This is a genomic window from Nocardioides marmoriginsengisoli (assembly GCF_003725695.1).
GTDB lineage: Bacteria > Actinomycetota > Actinomycetes > Propionibacteriales > Nocardioidaceae > Marmoricola > Marmoricola marmoriginsengisoli.
On sequence record NZ_RJSE01000009.1, the window covers coordinates 296,723 to 316,884 of the forward strand.

Below are 20,162 nucleotides of genomic sequence, written 5' to 3' on the forward strand. Positions count from 1 at the left end.
GGAGCACCTGATGACGATCACCGCAGCCCGACCCGACGTGGTCGCCGACTCCTGGGCCCTCGCCGAGGGCGACCCGCTCACCGACGAGCTGACCGCCGTCCGCCTGCTCGGCGGCGGGGCGGCGTACGAGGCGTACCTCGCGTTCGACGAGATCACCTACGGCCCGGCGGTCGCCAAGGTGGTGCGGCCGAGCCAGGTCGAGGACGGCTCGGCCCTGCGCGGGCTGCGGCGCGAGGTCGCTGCACTGGCGGCGATCAACCACCCGGTGGTGGTCCGCGGACTGCGCCACGTCCTCGACGGCCCGCGCCCGCACGTGGTGCTGGAGAACGTCGACGGACCGCGGCTGTCCAGCCTGATCCGGCGCTACGGCCCGCTCCAGGAGCAGCAGTACCTGCCGCTGGCGATCGACATCTGCTCGGCGCTGCACTACCTGGACCGGGTCGGCTACGTGCACCTCGACATCAAGCCCAGCAACGTCATCATGGGCGCCCCGGCCCGGCTGATCGACCTGTCGGTGGCCCGGACGCACGAGGACGCCGCGGCGCTCGGGCACCTGATCGGGACCGACGCGTACATGGCGCCCGAGCAGTGCGAACCGGGCGGCCGGTACGGCGTCCCGACGGTCGCCGCCGACGTCTGGGGAGTCGGCGCGACCCTCTACGAGGCGATCACCGCGTCACGGCCGTTCCGCCAGGGCGACCCCGACGCCGGCAGCGCCGCGGAACGGCACCCGCAGCTGATCGAGGAGACCGACCCGCTTCCCGACCGGGTCCCCGGTCCGGTCCGGGTGATCGTCGAGGCGATGCTCGAACGGCATCCCGCGGACCGGCCGCGCCCGGCGGAGGTGGCCGACCACCTCGCCCCGGTGCTCGCCGCGATCCCCCGCGGCCACCTGGCCGGGTTCAAGGTGCGCGGTTAGCCCCGGAACCGGTAGCCGGCGCCGCGGACCGTCTCGATCCGAGCCGCGCCGAGCTTGCGCCGCAGGTACCCGACGTAGACGTCGACGACGTTCGAGCCCGGGTCGAAGTCGTAGCCCCAGGCGTGGTCGAGCAGCTGCTCGCGGGAGAGCACCTGCCCGGGGTGCGACAGGAAGATCTCGGCCAGGGTGAACTCCTTGGCCGACAGCTCCACCTCCCGCCCGTCCGCCACCGCGCGCCGGGTGCGCAGGTCGAGCCGGACCCCGCCGCTCTCCAGGATCTCGGACCGGTCGCCGTCGTTCGCCCCGCCGGGCGCCCGGAGCCGCAGCCGGACCCGGGCGAGCAGCTCGGCGAACCGGAACGGCTTCGCCATGTAGTCGTCGGCGCCGCCCTCGAGCGCCGAGACGGTGTCGCCCACCGAGTCCCGGGCGGTCAGCACGATCACCGGGATCGCCGACCCCTGGGACCGGAGCTGGTCGAGCACCTCGAAGCCGTCGATGCCGGGCAGCCCGATGTCCAGGATCATCAGGTCGTGCTCACCGCTGAGCGCGACGTCGAGCCCGGTCGGGCCGTCCCCGACGACCGTGGTCAGGTGCCCTTCGGCCCGCAGGCCCTTGTCGAGGAAGGACGCGATACGGGTCTCGTCCTCGACGATCAGGATCCGAGCCATGTCCGGTCCTCGCTCTCCGGTACGGGGATGATCAGGGTCTGCTCGGCGTCGCTCGCGTCCCGGCGTACCCACGGGACCGCGATCACGAACCGCGCCCCCGGTACGGCGTCCTCCACCCAAGCACGCCCGCCGTGCGCCTCGGCGATCGCCCGGACGATCGAGAGACCCAGGCCGAAGCCGTCGTCGTCCGGCGACCCGGTCGAGCGTCCGAACCGCTCGAAGACCCGCTGCCGATCCAGTTCCGGTACGCCGGCGCCGCGGTCCCGCACCCAGAGCTGGAGCTCGTTGCCGCGGACCCAGGCACCGAGCACGATCCGGGACCCGTCCTCGCTGTGCTTGACCGCGTTGGCCGCCAGCTGGAGCACCGCCTGGGTGATCCGCTGCTCGTCGACCACCGCTTCGCCGGCCGCGTCCGTCTCGGTGACCCAGTCCCGGTCGCCGAGCGCGCTCGCCTTGGCCCGGACCGACTCGAGCAGGGTGGCGACGTCGGTGGGTGCCGGCGCCAGGAAGTCGGGGCGCTCCGACTTGGCGAGCAGGATCAGGTCCTCGACCAGCCGGGACATCCGGTCGACCTCGTCGAGCAGCAGGACTCGGGTCTCGTCGACCTCCGCAGCATCGGCCGGATCGAGCAGCTCGAGGTGCCCGCGCAGGATGGTCAGCGGCGTCTTCAGCTCGTGACCGGCGTCGTCGAGGAACTCCCGCTGGGTGGCGAACCCCGCTTCGAGCCGGTCCAGCATGGCGTTGACGGTGCTGGTCAGTGCGGCGATGTCGTCCTGACCTCGGACCGGGATCCGGCGGGAGAGGTCGGTGGCGTTGATCTCCTGGGCCGTCGAGCGCAGCACCCGCAGGGGTGCGAGCAGTCGGCCGGAGTAGACCGCCGCGACCGCGATCATCAGGATCAGCGCGATCCCGGCGACCACGGCGTAGGTCCGCATCGTGCTGGACAGCTCGGCGCGGTCGGAGTCCAGGAAGTGCACGATCGCCATCGAGCCGCTGCTCCGGGTGTCGACCACCGGCACCGTGGTGACCCAGACCTCGCCGAGCCCGGAGATGTCGACCTCGACGTTGCCGCCGCGCTCGAGAATGCCGGCGACGGCCTGCCGGTAGGCGGGCGCCGCGAGCAGCTCCTCGGCGTCCTCGTGGGGGCTCCGGAACGCTGGCTTGCCGGCGGCGTAGTGCACCAGCAGCTCGTCCTCGTCGGGCACGTTCCGGGTCAGGAAGACCTCGATCAGCCGGTCCGCGTCACTGATCCGCCGGCCGGTGTCGGGGTCGACCGAGGTCTCCTCGAAGACGCGGAGCTCGGCGACCTCCTGGGTGATCCGGTCGTTGACCCGCTCGTCGATCCGGCCCGACTCGAGCAGGTACACCAGCACCCCGGCGACGCTCAGCGCGAGCGCACCGAGCACCGCGACGGTGGCGGTGATCCGGGTGCGCACGGTCAGCGCGTGGCCCGGCCGCGCTCCCTCAGTCGTCATCGTCGCCCCGGCCGCGGTCGTCGTCGCGCTCGTCGTCGTCATCGTCGTCGTCATCGACCCGGGTCGGCCGTGGCGGCACCACCGTGACGCCGTTCCCGGTCGGCTTCGCCGTCGGCTTGCCGGTGGGGGTCGGCTTGCCGGTGGGCGTCGGCCTGGGGGTGGGCGCCGGGGGCTCGGTGATCACGATCGGCTGCAGCGGTCCGGGGTCGGGACCGCCGCGACTGGCCAGCGCCCCGACCCCGACGCCGAGTCCGACGAGGATCACGACGCCGACGATCACGAAACGCGTCACGGTGCCCACCTGCAGCATCATCCCCGACCGGGATGGGTCCTGGATGAGTCCTTCATGAGAGACCTCTCATGAAGCTCAACCGTTGAGCAGGCTCTCGAAGTCGCCCATCGCGGCGAGGTCCCGATCGAACTGGTCCGGCTTGGCCGTCCGCGGCCGGGCCGCGACCAGGGCCGCGAGCTCGGCGGCCGCCCGGTCGACCCGGCGGCGGAGCGCGTCCCCGGCGAAGTCGTCGGTCGCGGCGAACACCCCGGTCGGGACGACGACCGCGTGCAGGTAGCTGAACAGCGGCCGCAGTGCGTGCTCCAGGACCAGCGAGTGCCGCGCGGTCCCGGCGGTGGCGGCGATCAGCACCGGGGTGCCGTCCAGGGCGCCCGTCTCCAGGACGTCGAAGAACGTCTTGAAGAGTCCGCTGTACGACGCGCTGAACACCGGGCTGACCACGATCAGGCCGTCGGCCGCGGCCACCTTCGCCAGCGCCTCCGCCAGCTCGCCGGTGGCGAACCCGGTCAGCAGGTGGTCGGTGAGCGCGTGCGCCAGCGGCCGGAGCTCGATCACGGTGACCTCGGCCTCCGGCAGCGCCGTCCCGGCCGCGCCGGCGAGCAGGTCGGCGAGCAGCCGGGTCGACGACGGGTCGCTCAGGCCGGCGGTGACGACGACGATCTGGTGGGTCATGAGGCACTCCCTTCGGGTGCGGGCGTCTCGACAAGCTCGACGTCCGGGCTGGGCGTCTCGTGGGACCGGAGCTCGGCGACGACTTCGCCGAGCAGGTCGAGCTGCTTGAGCACCGCGTCGAGCGGCAGCCCGGCGTGGTCGACCAGGAACAGCTGGCGGTTGTAGTTGCCGGCGTACTCCTTGAAGCCCAGCGTCTTCTCGACGACCTCGGCCGGCGACCCGACGGTGAGCGGCGTCTGCGCGGTGAACTCCTCCAGCGACGGGCCGTGGCCGTAGACGGGGGCGTTGTCGAAGTACGGGCGGAACTCCTTGACGGCGTCCTGGCTGTTCCGCGCCAGGTAGACCTGACCGCCGAGTCCGACGATCGCGTCGTCGGCGGTGCCGTGGCCGTAGTGCTCGAAGCGGGCGCGGTAGAGCGCGATCATCCGGGCGGTGTGCTCGGCCGGCCAGAAGATGTGGTTGGAGAAGAACCCGTCGCCGTAGTACGCCGCCTGCTCGGCGATCTCGGGGCTGCGGATCGACCCATGCCAGACGAACGGCGGGCTGCCGTCCAACGGGCGCGGCGTCGAGGTGAAGCCCTGCAGCGGCGTCCGGAACTTGCCCTGCCAGTCGACGTTCTCCTCGCGCCAGAGGCGGTGCAGCAGCGCGTAGTTCTCGATGGCGAGCGGGATGCCCTCACGGATGTCCTTGCCGAACCACGGGTACACCGGGCCGGTGTTGCCGCGGCCGAGCATCAGGTCCATCCGGCCGTCGGCCAGGTGCTGCAGGTAGGCGTAGTCCTCGGCAATCCGCACCGGGTCGTTGGTGGTGATCAGCGTGGTCGAGGTGGAGAGCTTGATCCGCTCGGTCTTCGCGGCGATGTGCGCGAGCAGCACCGGCGGGTTGGCGGGCGCGGCGAACGGCGGGTTGTGGTGCTCGCCGGTGGCGAAGACGTCCAGGCCGATCTCCTCGGCCTTGACCGCGATGGCGACCGTGCTCTTGATCCGCTCGTGCTCGGTCTGCGTGCGACCGGTCGTCGGGTCGGTGGTGACATCGCCGACGGTGAAGATGCCGTACTCCATCAGGTCCTCCTCGGTTCGGACTCAGGTCCGGTAGTTGATCCTTCAACAAACTGAGGAGGAAGTCCATTCCTGGGTCAGACGCCCGCAGCGTGCCGCGCCGCGATCCACCCGAAGACCATCGCCGGACCGATCGTCGCCCCGGCGCCGGCGTACTCGGGACCCATCACCGACGCGCTGGTGTTCCCGGTCGCGTAGAGCCCCTCGATCGGCCGGCCGCCGACATCGAGCACCCGGGCATCCGGGTCGGTGAGCAGGCCGCCCTTGGTGCCCAGGTCGCCGGCCTCGATCCGGACCGCGTAGTACGGGCCGCGCTCCAGCGGCGCCAGCGTCGGGTTCGGCAGCGTCGGGTCGCCGTAGTACCGGTCGTAGGCGCTCTCGCCGCGGGCGAAGTCGGGATCGACCCCCTCCCGGGCGTGCTCGTTGAACCGGTCGACCGTCGCGGCGAGCACGTCGGCCTCCACCCCGATCCGGCCGGCGAGCACGTCCAGGGACGACGACCGCAGCACCAGCCCGGACTCGTACCAGGACCGCGGGAACGGCTGCCCCGGCAGGATCCCCGCGAACGGGTAGCGCGACCGGGCCCGGGCATCCATCACCAGCCAGACCGTGCGGTGCCCGGCCCGCAGCTGGTCCTTCACGAAGTTCACGTACGGCGAGCTCTCGTTCACGAACCGCCGCCCCTCGGGCGTCACGATCAGCGACCCCGGGATGCACCGCTCCGAGACCAGGACCTGGATCCGGTCGCCGGGCAGCCGGACCACGGGCATCCACCAGGCGTCGTCCATCAGGTCGGTGGCCGCGCCGATCGCCCGGCCGGCGAGGATCCCGTCGCCGGTGTTGGTGTTCGCGCCGCCGCTGGCGTCCGCCGCGGCCAGCGCCGGCAGCTCGGCATCGCGCAGCTGCTGGTTGTGGTCGAAACCGCCGCTCGCGAGGACCACCCCGCGCCGGGCGCCCAACCGGGAAGCCACGCCGTCCCGCCGGACCTCGACCCCGCGCACCCGGCCGTCCGCCACCACCAGGCCGGTGAGCTCGCACTCCAGCCGGACCGGGACGCCGGCCTCCTCGAGCGCCAGCCGGAGCCGCCCGACGAGTGCCTGGCCGAGCGCGACCATCCGGCGCCGCCGGACCCGGTCGAGGATGCCGCGGCCGGCCATCCGCAGCGCCGTACGGCGCCCTCGCCAGGTGCGCCGCATCATCGCGACGGCGGCGTACTCCGCCTCGGTCAGGTAGAGCCCCATCGGCGCGGCCAGCGGGGTCCGGCGCATCGTCCGGGCCAGTCCCCCGAGCAGGGTCGTGTCGAACGGGAGCGCCTCGACCGTCCTGCCCTCGGGGCGGCCGCCGGGCAGCTCCGGGTGGTAGTCGCTGTATCCGGCGACGTGCTCGAAGCGCAGGTGCGGACTCGCCTGCTCCAGCCACGCCATCACCTTCGGACCCTCCTGCACGTAGGTCCGGATCCGGGCGTCGTCGACCGCGTCCCCGACGAGGGCCCGCAGGTAGGTCAGGACCGACTCCTCGGGGTCGCTGACCCCGGCCTCGACCAGGGTCGGGTTGTTGGGCACCCAGATACCGCCGCCGGAGAGCGCGGTGGTGCCTCCGAACCACGGCGCCTTCTCGACCAGGACCACGTCCAGCCCGGCCGCACGGGCCGCCAGCGCGGCCACCATCCCGCCGGCGCCGCTGCCCACGACCACCAGGTCGACGTCCTGCTCCTGCTGCTCAGTCATGCCCGAGTTCTAATACGTTTGTATTAGACTTGTCAACCTGTAGTATTACCGCACCGAGAGAACCAGGAGGATCCGTGGCGCGCACCGCCCGAGAGAAGCTGCTCGTCGCCGGCGAGCGACTGATCGCCGAGCGCGGCCTCTCGGTGCCGACCCAGGAGATCGTCGAAGCCGCCGGGCAGCGGAACCGGTCGGCGGTCCAGTACCACTTCGGCGCCCGCGACGGACTCATCACCGCGATCCTCGAGCGCCGGCTCGCCGACCTCGCCGACCGGCAGGTCGAGCTGCTCTCCGCGCACGAGACCAGCGGCCGTCCCGACACCGTGGTCGCGCTGCTGGAGATCCTGATCCGGCCGATGTTCGAAGTCCCGTACGCCGAGGGCTCGACCCACTACGCCCGGTTCCTCGAGCAGGTACGCCGGCTGCCCGCGGTCACCGAGGGCCTGCTCAGCAGCGAGCGCTGGCCGGTCGTCAGCATCGTCGCGCACCGGCTCAGCCTCGCCCTCAAGGAGCTGCCGCGGGAGACCCGGCGACGGCGGATGGACGCACTGACGACCGTGATGGCCGGGCTGATCGCCGACCTGGAACGAGCGGCGCAGGCGGAGGGTCGCGCGATCGCCGACGACGACGCGACCATCACCGAGACGGTCGCGATGATCGCCGGGATGCTGACCGCGCCGGTCTCCGAGGCTACCGGCGCGTAACCGGGGTCACGCAGCCATCGTTGTCCCGGTCATGCGCTTCTCACCCCGCTCGATCGCTCCCCTCGTCGCCCTCGCCCTGGCGGCCGGCGCGCTCGCGACGGCCGGCCTGTCGACTCCCGCGTCCGCCGCCGCGAAGTACACCGTCACCCCGCTGCACTTCAAGGTGAAGGTCGGCCCGGGCGCCAAGAAGACCTGCGACATCGTCGGCGACCTCTACCTGCCGGCCGGGGTGAGCAGCCGCAAGCGCGTCCCGGCGATCCTCGCCACCAACGGCTTCGGCGGCTCCAAGGCCGACCAGGCCGGCATCGGCAAGGCGTTCTCGCAGCGCGGGTACGCGGTGCTCTCCTACTCCGGCCTCGGCTTCGGCGGGTCCGGCTGCCAGATCACCCTCGACGACCCGGACTGGGACGGCGTCGCCGGCAGGCAGCTGATCTCCTACCTGGGCGGCGCCCGCGGGATCGCCTTCAAGGACGCCAAGCACACCAAGCCCGCGCCGGTCCTCACCGTGATCCGGCGGGACGCGAAGGCGCACAACGGCAAGCGGCTCGCCAACGACCCGAGGGTCGGCATGGTCGGCGGCTCGTACGGCGGCCAGATCCAGTTCGCGATCGCCTCGGTCGACCCGCGGCTGGACGCCATCGTCCCGATCATCACCTGGAGCGACCTGTCCTACTCGCTCGGCCCGAACAACACCACCCAGGTCTCGGGGGTCCGGACCTCGACGCCGGGGGCCACGAAGCTCACCTGGGGGCTGGGCTTCACCGCCCTCGGCATCATCAACGGCCTGAACAACGCCGCTGTCGACCCGACCCGGTTCCTGCCCTGCCCGAACTTCGCGTCCTTCGTCTGCGCCGCCCTGGTCCAGGCCGGGACCCTCGGCTACTTCGACGCCGGCTCCACCGCCAAGCTGCGGCACGCGTCGGCGTCGTCGTACCTGCCGAAGATCAAGATTCCGACCCTGCTCATCCAGGGCGAGGGCGACACCCTGTTCAACCTCAACGAGGGCATCGCCAACTACCGCGGCCTGCAGGCGCAGGGCACCGAGGTCAAGATGATCTGGCAGTCGTGGGGACACTCCGACAGCAGCCCGGCGCCCGGCGAGATCGACCTCTCCCGTCCGAACCCGGCGACGCAGTACGAGACCGGCCGGATCTCGGCCTGGTTCGAGCGCTACCTGAAGGGCCGGAAGGTCGGCACCGGACCCGAGTTCGCCTACTTCCGGGACTGGGTCAAGTACTCCGGCAACGCCTCCCCGGCGTACGCCACCTCGGCCTCGTTCCCGGTCGGCAGCACCCGGTCCTACTACCTGTCCGGCAAGGGCCTGACGCCGTCGGCGACCGGCCTCGTCAAGGGCACCCAGAGCCTGGTGACCGCGCCGGCCGGACTGCCGACGAACCTGACCGCGCTGGACGCCATCTCGTACTTCGCGAAGATCTCGGTCCCCGAGTTCGACCTGCCCGGGACGACGGCCGCCTGGAACAGCGCCGCGCTCACCAGCCCGGTGGCCGTCGCCGGATCCCCCAAGCTGACCCTCAAGGTCTCGGCGGCCGCCGCCGAGGCGACCCAGAAGCTCGGCCCGGCCGGCGACCTGGTGCTCTTGATCCGGATGCAGGACGTCGCACCGGACGGGAAGGCCAGCGACATCAAGAACCTGACCGCCCCGGTGCGGATCCCGGACGCCTCCAAGCCGTTCACGGTGACGATGCCCGCGTTCGTGCACCGCTTCGCCCCGGGCCACCGGATCCGGCTGGTGGTGGCGGCGAGCTCGCTGAACTACCGCGGCGGCCTCGGCGCGAACCTGGTGACGATCACCTCCGGGAGCACGGCCCAGGTGCTCCGGCTCCCGGTGGTGAAGTGATGCGGCACCGGCTCAGGCTTCGCGGATCCCGTACCGCTCCCAGAAACGGCGGAGCGGGCCGGGTGCCCACCAATTCCATCTGCCGAGCAGCTTCATCGTCGCGGGCACGAGCAGCGCGCGGACAATGGTCGCGTCGACCAGCAGCGCCACCAGCATGCCGACGCCGATCATCTTCATAAAGACGATCCCGCTGGTGGAGAAGCCGCCGATCACGACGGCCAGCAGCAGCGCCGCGGACGTGATGATCCGCCCGGTCTTCTGAACCCCGACCGCGACTGCGTGGGTGTTCCGGTCCGACGGGCTCATCCCTGAGTCCGCGTCCTTGTCCCACTGCTCGCGGACCCGGCTGAGCAGGAAGACCTCGTAGTCCATCGAGAGGCCGACCAGGATCGCCAGCATGAAGATCGGCTGGGTCGCGTCCAGGAACCCGGTGGAGCTGTAGTCGAGGAACCCTTCCAGGTGGCCGCCGCCGAAGATCCAGGTGATCACGCCGAAGGAGGCGCTGATCGAGAGCAGGTTCATCACCACCGCCTTGATCGGCAGCACGATCGATCCGAACGCCAGGAACAGCAGCACCAGCATCGCGGCGACGATGATCGCGCCCATCCACGGCAGGTGCGTCTTGATCGAGGAGAGCAGGTCGACGGTGTCGGCGCTCAGCCCGCCGATCAGCACCTTGCTGCCGTCCGGCCCGGGGATCTCGCGGAGGTCCTCGACGACCCCGCGGGACGCCTCGGTCTGGCTGTTGCCGGACCAGGTGGCGCGCAGCAGGGTGACGCCGTCCTTCGTCTCGACCGGCCGGACGTCGAGCACCTTGTCCACCTTGCTCGCGCTCGCGACGTAGGAGTCGATCTCGGTCTCGTCGGCGGTCTCGAGGAGCACGTTGGCCGTCGACTTCTCCTCGCCGAACTGGTCGTTGAGCTTCTCGGCCGCGACGTGCGCCGGGTGGTCGGGCGGGAGCACCCGGTAGTCGACCGAGCCCCACTTCACGCCGAGGAACGGCGAGGCCACCAGCAGCAGCAGTCCGACGATCGCGATCATCACCACGATCGGGCGCTTCATCACCGCGTGCGCCAGCCGCGCCCAGGCGCCGTGGCTGGTGTCGGTCGCGACTGCCTTGCCGCGGCGCCACGGCATCCGGCCCGCGTCGATCCGGCGGCCGAGCAGGACCAGCACGGCCGGCAGGATCGTCAGCGCGGTGACGGCACCGATCAGCACCGCCGCGATGCCGCCGTACCCGAGGCTGCGCAGGAAGTTCTGCGGGAAGACCAGCAGCGCGGACATCGCCACCGCGACGGTGAACGCGGAGAAGAGCACGGTGCGCCCTGCCGTGCCGAGGGTGATCCGCATCGCCGTCCTCGCGGCGTTCTCGTCGTCCTCGGGCAGCTCGGCGAGCTCCTCGCGGAAGCGGCTGATGATGAACAGGGCGTAGTCGATCGCCAGACCCATGCCGAGCAACGAGATGACGTTGATCGAGAAGACCGAGACCTCGCCGAACAGCGTGAGGATCCGGACCAGTGCGAGTGCGCCGAGCACCGAGATCGCGCCGACCATGACCGGCATCGCGGCGGCGACCAGGCTGCCGAAGATGAGCAGCGAGAGGATCAGCACGATCGGCAGGGTGATCAGCTCGGCCCGGGCCAAGTCCTCCGAGACGGTCTCGTTGACACCGGTGTAGACGGCCCACGGGCCGGCGAGGTCGACCTCCAGGTCGCCGGCGGTGCGCTCGAGCGCCGGCATCACCACGTCGTTGCTGTCGGCCTGGTCGTTCTGGGTCTCACCGGCCAGCGAGACGAGCACCTGGACGGCATGGCCGTCAGTGCTGATCATCGCCGGATCGCCGGTGTCCCAGGCGGTGAGCACCGAGGTCACCGCGTCCTTCGGGACGCCGGCGAGGGTCTCCTCGACGTCCGCCTTGAACTGCGGGTCGGTCGCGGCCAGGCTCTCGCTCCGGAAGATCGCCACCACGTCGACGTTCTTGTTGCCGAACACGGCCCGCTCGCGCGCCAGCTCCTGGGACGAGTCGGTCGACGGGTCGTCGAACCCGCCCTGCCCGAGGGCGTCGAAGACGCCGAGCCCGTACGTCGCGGCGGCGATCGTGGCGACGATGCCGGTGGCCAGGACGAACTTCGCCCGGCTGAGCAGGAACTGGGTCCAACGGTTCAGCATGAAGACTCCTCGGGAGGGGGTTTACACCGTTAACTGTAAACGGTGTAAACTGGAGGTTGTCAAGTCCGTTCACCGAGGAGTCCCGTGACCACCGCACCGACCAGCGCGTCGAGCACTCGGGCGCAGACGCACGCCGCGACCACGGCGCGCATCGTCGCCGCGGCGCGCACGCTGCTCGTGAATCGTGGCGAGGTCACCCTGCGCGCGGTCGCCCGCGAGCTCGGCATGACCGCCCCGGCGCTCTACCGGTACGCCGCCAGCCACGAGGAGCTGGTCCGGATGGTCGCGATCTCGATCGACACCGACGTCGCCGAGCGGATCACCGGCGCCGCCGACGGCCAGCCCGCCGACGACCCGGCCGGCCGGCTGATCGCGGCGGCCGTCGAGTTCCGGCAGTGGGCGCTCGACAACCGCGAGGAGTTCTCGCTGGTCTTCACCAACGTCGACGTGGACTGCGTCGACGAGGTCAGCTCACCCGGCACCGGCATGATCTTCTCGGCGCTGCTGTTCGAGCTCTGGGAGAAGTACCGGTTCCCGATCCCCGCGCTGACCGACCTCGAACCGGGCCTGGCCACCATCCTCCGCGACCCGCAGGTCCCCGCCGACCTGACCGGCGTACCGGAGGAGATGCGCGGACTGGTCTGGATCCTGGAGCGCGCCTGGTCGCGCCTCTACGGCACCGTCACGCTGGAGGTCTTCCGGCACATCGACCCGCGGATCGTCGACGAGGCGCACCTCTTCCGCGCGATGATCGAGGACCAGGCAGCGCCCCTGGGCCTGGTCGACGAGCTCCCCCGCCTCCGCACCCTGATCCGAGACCTGCTGGCCCGCTGAGCCGGCTCAGCGCTTCTGGAAGAGCCCCATCAGGTTGCCCTCGACGTCCTTGAAGTACGCCGCGTAGCCCATGTCGCCGACGTCCTGGCGGCCGAGCACGACCATCCCGCCGAGCTCCTCGACGCGGGCCACGGCGGCGTCGATGTCCTCGACGTCGATCGTGATCACCGGACGGTCGGTGGGCGACTCGCGCTTGAGCATGCCGCCGCCGATGTAGCCGCCCTCCGACGGGAACCCGTCCGCGTCGGTCGGGCCGGTCCGGACGATGGCGTAGTGCATGTCCGGGATCTCCTGGATGTCCCAGCCGAAGGCCTCGGCGTAGAACTTCCGGGCGCGGTCCCCGTCGTCGTACGGGATCTCGAAGTGAACGACACGTCCAGTCATGGCGCCCAGCCTAGCGGGAGCAGGTCGCCCACCCCAGGGCGTCGCCGGTGACCGCTCCGCCGCACCTCCGTCACCCGAGCGCCTTCGCCGCGGCTCGGCCGGCGATCCGGCCGGAGAAGATGCAGCCGCCGAGGAAGGTGCCCTCCAGCGCGTTGTAGCCGTGCACCCCGCCGCCGCCGAACCCCGCCACCTCGCCGGCGGCGTACACGCCCGGGAGCGGGGTGCCGTCGGGCTGGAGGACGCGGGCGTCGAGGTCGGTGTGCAGGCCGCCGAGGGTCTTGCGGGTCAGGATGTTGAGCCGTACGGCGATCAGCGGGCCGTTCTTGGGATCCAGGAACTTGTGCGGGGAGGCGACCCGGATCAGCTTGTCGCCGCGGTAGCTGCGGTGCCCCCGCAGGTAGGTGATCTGGATGTCCTTGGTGAAGTCGTTGTCGAGCTCGCGGTCGCGCTCGGTGATGGTCCTGCGCAGCGACTCCACCGTGATCAGCGAGTCGCCGGAGACCCGGTGCATCCCGGCGACCAGGTCCTCGAGGTTGTCCGCGACGACGAAGTCCTCACCGTGCTGCTTGAACGCCTCCACCGGACCGGGCGCCCCGGAGCCGATCCGCTTGAGCAGCAGCTTGAGGTCCTTGCCGGTCAGGTCCGGGTTCTGCTCCGACCCCGACAGCGCGAACTCCTTCTCGATCACCTTCTGGGTGAGCACGAACCAGGAGTAGTCGTAGCCGGTGCGCATGATCGCGCCGAGCGTCCCCAGGGTGTCGAAGCCCGGCAGGTACGGCGCACCGAACCGCTCACCGGTCGCGGAGAGCCAGAGCGACGACGGGCCGGGCAGGATCCGGATGCCGTGGTTCTCCCAGATCGGGTCCCAGTTGCGCAGGCCCTCGGTGTAGTGCCACATCCGGTCCGGGTTGATGATCTCGGCTCCGGCCGCCTCGGTGATGAACTGCATCCGGCCGTCCACGTGCGCCGGTACGCCGGCGACCATCGTCTTCGGCGGCTGCCCGAGCCGGTCCACCGGCCACTGCTTGCGGACCTGGTCGTGGTTGCCGCCGATGCCGCCGGAGGTCACGATCACTGCCTGCGAGGAGTAGGAGAAGTCGCCGACCGCCTCCCGGTTCGAGGGCCGGCCGCGGTCCATCGCGTCCGGCGCCAGCAGGGTGCCGACGACGCCGGTGACGACCCCGTCGGTCTTGACCAGGTCATCGACCTGGTGGCGGTAGCGGATCTCGACGAGGCCCTTCCCCACCGCTTCCTTGACCCGCCGCTCGAACGGGGCGACCACGCCGGGACCGGTGCCCCAGGTGAGGTGGAACCGCGGGACCGAGTTGCCGTGCCCGCCCGCCAGTCCGCCGCCGCGCTCGGCCCAGCCGACGACCGGGAAGATCCGCAGCCCCTGGTCGTGGAGCCACTGCCGCTTCTCGCCGGCCGCGAAGTCGACGTACGCCTCGGCCCACTTGCGCGGCCAGTGGTCGGACTCGCGGTCGAACTGGGCACTGCCCATCCAGTCCTGGAGCGCCAGCTCGCGGGAGTCCTTGATGCCCATCCGGCGCTGCTCCGGGGTGTCCACCAGGAACAGCCCGCCGAGCGACCAGAACGCCTGGCCGCCGAGGCTCTGCTCGGGTTCCTGGTCGAGCAGCAGCACCTTCTTGCCGGCATCGGCGAGCTCAGCGGTGGCGACGAGACCGGCGAGACCGGCCCCGACGACGATGACGTCGGCATCAGTAGGCATGCGCTCAGCGTCACACATCCGCGATGTGTCCTACAAGTGACACATCCTGTGTGTGTCCTCACAGCCGGTAGGGTGCTGGCATGAGCGCAACACCGGCCGACGCGTACGCCGCCGCCACGCGGACCTACCTCGCCGGACAGCGCCTCGACATGCGGCAGCTGGCCGGCGAGCTCGGCGTCTCCCGCAACACCCTCTACCGCTGGACGGGGGGACGGGAACGGCTGATCCAGGACGTCGCCTGGGCGCTCAGCGACGCGGTCATCGCCGACATCTGGTCCCGGACCGCCCGCCGCCGCGGCAGCAGCCGGCTGCTCGAGGCGCTGCGCCAGTACGTCGTCACGATCGTCGAGTCGTCCGCGCTGCAGTCCTTCGTGCGCAACGAGACCCAGACCGCGCTGCGGCTGCTGACCTCCCGCGGCCCGTTCCAGGACCGGCTGGTCGACCGGGTCCGGAGCCTGATCGACGAGGAGGCGGCGCGCGGCGACTGGCGACCGCGCTCGGACACCGGCGTGCTCGCCTACGGGATCGTCCGGCTGATCGAGGGGTTCGTCTACAACGACGCGACCCTGCAGGACGATCCTGCTGTCGACGACGCCCTGGCCGTGATCAGGCTGTTGCTGACCTGAGCCCGTCCAGCACGATCTCCAGGTGGCGCCGCCAGACGCCGCGGTCGTGCAGGAAGTACATCGTGGCCGTGGTGGCGCACATCAGCATCCCGTACTCCTCGATGCGCAGGTCGGCGCGGACCGCACCGGCCCGCTGCGCCCGCTCGATGATCCGGAGGACGACCGCGTTCAGCGCGCTCTTGTCCTCCTCGATGCCTTCCCACTGGAAGCTGTTGATGCTCATCATCGCCAGCTGGAACGCGGCGTCGTCCTCGACGGTCTCGGCGTGCCGGCGCATCATGGTGGCGAGCGCGTCGTACGGGTCCTCGATCGTCGCCTCGATCTCGGTCGCGATTACGGTGAACTCCTGGAACCGGCCCCGGACCAGCGCGGTCAGCAGCGACTCCTTGGTCGGGAACCTCCGGTAGAGGGTGCCGACGCCGACCCCGGCGTGCGCCGCGATGTCCTCCATCTGGGCCGCCGTCCCGCGCTCCGCGAACAGCGCCTGCGCCGACGCGGTGATCCGCTCGAGGTTGCGCTGGGCGTCGGCCCGCAGCGGGCGCTGCTCTGCGTTCACGGCCTGCATTCCTGTCGGTGGGCTCCGGTAGACATGCGGAATGTTACCTCCGCATATTCCGTTGACAAGCGGAACGGGCCTTCCCTAGGGTCTTAAGCGGAAGAGGAACTACGGTTCCGTATAAGCCTTCAGGAGTCTTCATGTCCCAGCCCGACCTCAGTACCCAGCGCGCGAGGAACTTCGCCCTCGCCCTGCTGGCCATGACCCAGTTCGTCGTCGTCATCGACGCCTCGATCGTCAACGTCGCGCTGCCGTCCATCGGCGACGCACTCGACATCTCCCAGGCCAACCTCTCCTGGGTGGTGAACTCCTACACGCTGACCTTCGGCGGCTTCCTGCTCCTCGGCGGGCGGCTGGCCGACTTCTTCGGTCGCCGCCGGATCTTCATGCTCGGGATGGCGCTCTTCGCGATCGCCTCGCTGGTCGGCGGCTTCGCGCAGAACGAGACCTGGCTGAACGCTGCCCGCGCGGTCCAGGGCCTCGGCGCCGCCATCGCCTCCCCGGCCGCGCTCTCGATCGTCACCACCACCTTCCCCGAGGGCCAGGAGCGCAACAAGGCGCTCGGCATCTGGGGCGCGGTCGCCGGCGCCGGCGGTGCTGCCGGAGTCCTGCTCGGCGGCGTGCTCACCCAGTGGGCGGGCTGGGAGTGGGTGCTCTTCGTCAACGTGCCGATCGGTGCGTTCATCGTCTGGCAGGCACCGAAGCGGCTGACCGAGTCGACCGCCGACGAGGAGACCGACCGGACCCTCGACCTGCCCGGAGCGATCACCGTCTCGGCCGGCCTGGCCCTCGGCGTCTTCGCGATGGTGCAGGCGACGAAGGTCGGCTGGTCCTCCGGCGAGACCATCTGGAGCCTGGCGGGCGCGGTCGCGCTCCTCGCCCTGTTCGTCATCATCGAGCTGCGCACCCGCAAGCCGCTGGTGCCGTTCTCGATCTTCCGGAAGCGGACCCTGCGCGGCGCGAACATCGTCGGCGTGCTGATCGGGATGTCGTTGTTCTCGATGTTCTTCCTGATCACGCTCTACCTGCAGCAGGTCCTCGGCAACGACGCCCTGGAAGCGGGCCTCTCCTACCTGCCGCTGGCGATCTCGATCATCCTCAGCGCCGGGATCTCCAGCGCCCTGGTGACCCGGGTCGGGTTCAAGAACGTGCTCGTCGTCGGGTTGCTGTTCGTGGCGGCGGGGCTGATCTGGTTCGCCCAGATCCAGCCGGACGGCACCTACGTCGGCAGCGTCCTCGGGCCCTCGATCCTGGCCGGCGTCGGACTGGGCGCCTCGTTCGTCCCGGTCACGATCGCGGCGATGACCGGCACCGAGGCGCACGAAGCCGGCCTCGCGTCCGGCCTCATCAACACCTCGCAGCAGGTCGGCGGCGCCCTCGGTCTGGCGATCCTCGCCTCGATCGCAACCGCCACGACCAACGACGCGTTCAAGACCGGGGCCGATCCGGCGACCGCCCTCACCGAGGGGTTCGCGGACGCGTTCACCATCGGTGCGGGCTTCGCGGTCGTCGGGGCGATCCTCGCGGCGATCCTGATCTCCAGCCGCGACAGCCAGGAGCACTCCGAAGCCGCCCGCAGCGGCGAGGCCGCACCGGTCGCCGTCTGACCGCCGGCGCCCGGGGTGTCACACCCAAGCCGTGTGCCTAGTCTGGGGACATGGCTGACACCTCGGGCGCCCTGCGCGAACCCGCCCAACGCGTCTCCACCCGCGCCCCGCTGGTCTGGGCGGCCGGCGCCGTCGTCCAGGGGCTCGTCCTCGCCGCGGTCGGCGTCGCCGCCGCGATCTTCGACTGGTTCACGGTGCCCTGGTGGGCCTGGGTCCTGTACGTCGTCGCGGTCGCCGTCTACACCGTGGTGATGCCGGTCTACCGCTACCGGGTGCACCGGTGGGAGACCACCGAGACGGCCGTCTACACCCAGCGCGGCTGGCTCAGCCGCGAGCGCCGGATCGCGCCGATGTCCCGGGTGCAGACCGTCGACCACGACCAGAGCGTGATCGACCGGATCTTCGGGCTCGCCAGCGTCACCGTCACCACGGCGTCCGCGGCCGGGCCGGTCAAGATCGAGGGCCTGGACCAGCCGGTCGCACTGAAGCTGGTCGAGGACCTCACCCGGCGTACCGAGGCCGAGGCCGGCGACGCCACGTGAGCGGCGATCTCGGGTACGACGCCGACTGGCGCCGCCTGGACGCCCGGATGCTGCTCGTGCACCCGGTGAACGAGGTCATCCGGTTCCTGCCGCTGCTGATCGGTCTCTTCATCCTCGGCTCCAGCGACGCCGGTGATCCCTGGCACTACCTCGGCGTCGCGGTGCCGATCGCGATCGGGCTGGCCCGGTTCGCGACCACCAGCTTCCGGATCACCGGCGGCCAGATCGAGCTGCGCCGGGGACTACTGAGCCGGAGCATCCTGACCGCGCCGCTGGACCGGGTACGCACGGTCGAGCTGACCGCCAAGCCGATCCACCGGCTGCTCGGGCTCGCCAAGGTCGAGATCGGGACCGGCAGCGCCTCCCGAAGCAGCGACGGCCGGGTGGTGCTCGACTCGCTGGGCGTCGGCGAGGCCCGGCGGCTGCGGATCGACCTGCTGCACCGCGGCGCGCAGGCCGGTGCGGACGTCTCGACAGGCTCGGCGTCCGGGGCGACGACGGCGGACGGCATCTCGACAAGCTCGATGTCCGGGACGGAGCAGGTGCTGATGCGCTTCGACCCCTCCTGGGTCCGGTACGCACCGCTGACCACCTCCGGGCTGGTGATCGCGCTGGCCGCCCTGGGTGCCTCCACCCAGATCCTGGGCAACGTGATCGAGGCCGGGCTCAATGCCTCCGACGTCGACGAGAAGGTCACCTCGCTGCCGCTGGCGCTGACCATCCCCGCCGGGGTGGTGGTCTTCGTCCTGGTGATCTCGGTGCTGGCGATCGCCGGCTACCTGCTCGCCAACTGGGGCTTCCTGCTCACCCGGGACGAGTTCGCCCGCACCTTCCACGTCCGGCGCGGGCTGCTCACCACCCGGGAGACCAGCATCGACGTGGACCGGCTCCGCGGCGTCGAGGTCCACCAGCCGCTGGGGCTCCGGCTGGCCGGTGGCGGCCGGCTGACCGCGATCGTCACCGGCTTCAAGTCCGACGCCGACGGCAGCGCGCCCCTGGTCCCGGCCGCTCCGCAAGCCGTGGTCGAGGGAGTCGGCGAGTACGTGCTCGGCGAAGCCGGTCCGCTCGACGTCGCCCTGGTCGCGCACGGTCCGGCCGCGCGGCGGCGCCGGTACGTACGAGCGCTGGTCTCGACGTCGCTGCTGCCCGCCGTGCTCTTCGTCCTGGTCGGCGTGGCCGACTGGCCGCTCTGGCCGGCGCTAGTGGCGCTGCTCGCCCCCGTCGCCGGACTCGGGCTGGCCAAGGATCGCTACGCCCGGCTGGGGCACGGACTGACCCGGGACTACGTGGTGATCCGGTGGGGATCGCTCCGCGGCCGGCGGGACGCGCTGCAGCGGACCGGGATCATCGGCTGGAACATCAAGCAGACCTTCTTCCAGCGCCGCGCCGGACTGGTCAGCCTGACCGCGACCACCGCGGCCGGCCAGCAGTCCTACGAGATCCTCGACGTGCCCGAGGAGCTGGCGGTCGCGTTCGCGGCCGAGGCAGTGCCGGGGCTGGTCGAGCAGTTCGTCGGCCCGGACGTCGAGGCCCGGACGTCGGGTCCCCGGACGTCGAGCGCGTCGAGACGCGGCGACGGGACCTAGATCAGCTTCTTGAAGATCGGCATCGGCGCGTGCTTCATCACCACGCCGAGTGGCGCCCAGGGGAAGCCCGGCACCGCGGCCGACGCCTTCTCCTTCTCGATCGCGTCGACCATCGCGCGGACGCCCTTCTCGGTGGAGGCCATCAGCGGCGTCGACTGCTCGACCTTCTCGTTCATCTCCGAGGCGATGTAGCCCGGGTAGAGCACCGTCACCTTGATCGGCTTGCCGTAGAGCTCCGTGCGCAGGCCCTCGGCGAGGTGCGCGACGCCCGCCTTCGTGGCGGCGTACGTGGTCAGCGTCTTGGGCATCCCGCGCACCGCCGACATCGAGCTGATCATCACGAAGTGCCCGGCGTTCTGGGCCCGGAAGATCTCCATCGCCGCCTCGGACTGGGCCAGCGCGGCGACGAAGTTCGTCATCGCGGTCTCCCGGTTGGCGTCGTACCGGCCGGTGCCGAGCGGCGCGCCCTTGCCGAGCCCGGCGTTGATCACGATCCGGTCGATCGTGCCGAAGTCCTTCGCGAACCCGCGGAAGACCTCGAAGACCTGGTCGTCGTCGGTGACGTCGAGGGCGCGCACCTCGACCCGGCGACCCGGGTGCGCGGCGAGGATCTCCGCCTTGAGCGCGTCCAGCTTCTCGGTACGCCGGGCGCAGAGCGCCAGGTCGTACCCCTTCGCCGCGAACTGCCGGGCCATCTCGGCGCCCAGCCCGCTGCTCGCTCCGGTGATCAGGATCGTCTTGCTCATGGTCGTCCTCCAG

General features: G+C 71.1%; 19 protein-coding genes. 8 read left to right on the forward strand and 11 right to left on the reverse strand.

The window, feature by feature from the left end:
* The first annotated feature begins 10 nt into the window (after positions 1–10).
* Entirely contained in the window at positions 11–919 is a 909-nt protein-coding gene (locus EFK50_RS20025) for a serine/threonine-protein kinase (RefSeq protein WP_123229354.1), read from the forward strand.
* Here EFK50_RS20025 and EFK50_RS20030 read toward each other — a convergent pair.
* The 6 genes from EFK50_RS20030 to EFK50_RS20055 form a co-directional block, all read right to left on the reverse strand.
* Positions 916–1,587, reverse strand: coding sequence for a response regulator transcription factor (locus EFK50_RS20030; protein WP_123229355.1), 672 nt, complete (start codon positions 1,585–1,587; stop codon positions 916–918). The two genes, EFK50_RS20025 and EFK50_RS20030, sit on opposite strands and share 4 nt — an antisense overlap.
* A complete protein-coding gene (locus EFK50_RS20035) occupies positions 1,572–3,104 on the reverse strand; it encodes a sensor histidine kinase (RefSeq protein WP_123229356.1) in 1,533 nt (510 codons plus the stop codon). Before EFK50_RS20035 ends, EFK50_RS20030 begins: the two co-directional genes overlap by 16 nt.
* Positions 3,052–3,354 carry a hypothetical protein gene (locus EFK50_RS22565; RefSeq protein WP_221177517.1) on the reverse strand — a complete coding sequence of 101 codons (303 nt, stop codon included), beginning with the start codon at positions 3,352–3,354 and terminating at the stop codon, positions 3,052–3,054. Before EFK50_RS22565 ends, EFK50_RS20035 begins: the two co-directional genes overlap by 53 nt.
* Before the next feature lie 75 nt (positions 3,355–3,429).
* Complete coding sequence (locus EFK50_RS20045; protein ID WP_123229358.1) at positions 3,430–4,026, reverse strand: CE1759 family FMN reductase; 597 nt, start codon at positions 4,024–4,026, stop codon at positions 3,430–3,432.
* Complete coding sequence (locus EFK50_RS20050) at positions 4,023–5,087, reverse strand: CE1758 family FMN-dependent luciferase-like monooxygenase (protein ID WP_123229359.1); 1,065 nt, start codon at positions 5,085–5,087, stop codon at positions 4,023–4,025. Before EFK50_RS20050 ends, EFK50_RS20045 begins: the two co-directional genes overlap by 4 nt.
* Before the next feature lie 74 nt (positions 5,088–5,161).
* Positions 5,162–6,811, reverse strand: a complete 1,650-nt coding sequence (locus EFK50_RS20055; RefSeq protein ID WP_123229360.1) for an FAD-dependent oxidoreductase — start codon at positions 6,809–6,811, stop codon at positions 5,162–5,164.
* Between the two features lie 74 nt (positions 6,812–6,885).
* On the opposite strand from EFK50_RS20055, the gene EFK50_RS20060 reads away from it, so the two are divergent.
* Both EFK50_RS20060 and EFK50_RS20065 read left to right on the forward strand, forming a co-directional pair.
* Positions 6,886–7,512 (forward strand): TetR family transcriptional regulator, encoded by a 627-nt coding sequence (locus EFK50_RS20060; protein ID WP_183407936.1) that lies wholly within the window; start codon positions 6,886–6,888, stop codon positions 7,510–7,512.
* A gap of 31 nt (positions 7,513–7,543) precedes the next feature.
* A complete protein-coding gene (locus EFK50_RS20065) occupies positions 7,544–9,370 on the forward strand; it encodes a CocE/NonD family hydrolase (RefSeq protein WP_123229362.1) in 1,827 nt (608 codons plus the stop codon).
* A 12-nt stretch (positions 9,371–9,382) separates the two neighbouring features.
* Here EFK50_RS20065 and EFK50_RS20070 read toward each other — a convergent pair whose 3' ends face one another.
* Positions 9,383–11,539, reverse strand: coding sequence for an MMPL family transporter (locus EFK50_RS20070; protein WP_123229363.1), 2,157 nt, complete (start codon positions 11,537–11,539; stop codon positions 9,383–9,385).
* An 84-nt stretch (positions 11,540–11,623) separates the two neighbouring features.
* Between EFK50_RS20070 and EFK50_RS20075 the strand changes: the two genes are divergently transcribed.
* Positions 11,624–12,373, forward strand: a complete 750-nt coding sequence (locus EFK50_RS20075; RefSeq protein WP_123229364.1) for a TetR/AcrR family transcriptional regulator — start codon at positions 11,624–11,626, stop codon at positions 12,371–12,373.
* 6 nt (positions 12,374–12,379) lie between these two features.
* On the opposite strand, the gene EFK50_RS20080 is transcribed toward EFK50_RS20075, so the two are convergent.
* Both EFK50_RS20080 and EFK50_RS20085 read right to left on the reverse strand, forming a co-directional pair.
* Entirely contained in the window at positions 12,380–12,757 is a 378-nt protein-coding gene (locus EFK50_RS20080) for a VOC family protein (protein ID WP_123229365.1), read from the reverse strand.
* Between the two features lie 70 nt (positions 12,758–12,827).
* Positions 12,828–14,486, reverse strand: coding sequence for an FAD-binding dehydrogenase (locus tag EFK50_RS20085; protein ID WP_123229366.1), 1,659 nt, complete (start codon positions 14,484–14,486; stop codon positions 12,828–12,830).
* An 80-nt stretch (positions 14,487–14,566) separates the two neighbouring features.
* Between EFK50_RS20085 and EFK50_RS20090 the strand changes: the two genes are divergently transcribed.
* The gene (locus tag EFK50_RS20090) at positions 14,567–15,112 is read left to right on the forward strand and encodes a QsdR family transcriptional regulator (protein WP_123229367.1); all 546 of its coding nucleotides are present in this window, start codon (positions 14,567–14,569) and stop codon (positions 15,110–15,112) included.
* On the opposite strand, the gene EFK50_RS20095 is transcribed toward EFK50_RS20090, so the two are convergent.
* Positions 15,093–15,668, reverse strand: a complete 576-nt coding sequence (locus tag EFK50_RS20095; protein ID WP_183407937.1) for a TetR/AcrR family transcriptional regulator — start codon at positions 15,666–15,668, stop codon at positions 15,093–15,095. The genes EFK50_RS20090 and EFK50_RS20095 overlap by 20 nt on opposite strands.
* A 140-nt stretch (positions 15,669–15,808) precedes the next feature.
* Between EFK50_RS20095 and EFK50_RS20100 the strand changes: the two genes are divergently transcribed.
* The 3 genes from EFK50_RS20100 to EFK50_RS20110 are packed head-to-tail and all read left to right on the forward strand — an operon-like array spanning position 15,809 to position 19,403.
* Positions 15,809–17,275, forward strand: coding sequence for an MFS transporter (locus EFK50_RS20100; RefSeq protein ID WP_123229369.1), 1,467 nt, complete (start codon positions 15,809–15,811; stop codon positions 17,273–17,275).
* A 50-nt stretch (positions 17,276–17,325) separates the two neighbouring features.
* The gene (locus EFK50_RS20105; RefSeq protein ID WP_123229370.1) at positions 17,326–17,817 is read left to right on the forward strand and encodes a PH domain-containing protein; all 492 of its coding nucleotides are present in this window, start codon (positions 17,326–17,328) and stop codon (positions 17,815–17,817) included.
* Complete coding sequence (locus EFK50_RS20110) at positions 17,814–19,403, forward strand: PH domain-containing protein (RefSeq protein WP_123229371.1); 1,590 nt, start codon at positions 17,814–17,816, stop codon at positions 19,401–19,403. The genes EFK50_RS20105 and EFK50_RS20110 overlap by 4 nt, the downstream gene beginning before the upstream one ends.
* On the opposite strand, the gene EFK50_RS20115 is transcribed toward EFK50_RS20110, so the two are convergent.
* Entirely contained in the window at positions 19,400–20,149 is a 750-nt protein-coding gene (locus EFK50_RS20115; RefSeq protein WP_123229372.1) for an SDR family oxidoreductase, read from the reverse strand. The genes EFK50_RS20110 and EFK50_RS20115 overlap by 4 nt on opposite strands.
* Positions 20,150–20,162: the final 13 nt, after the last annotated feature.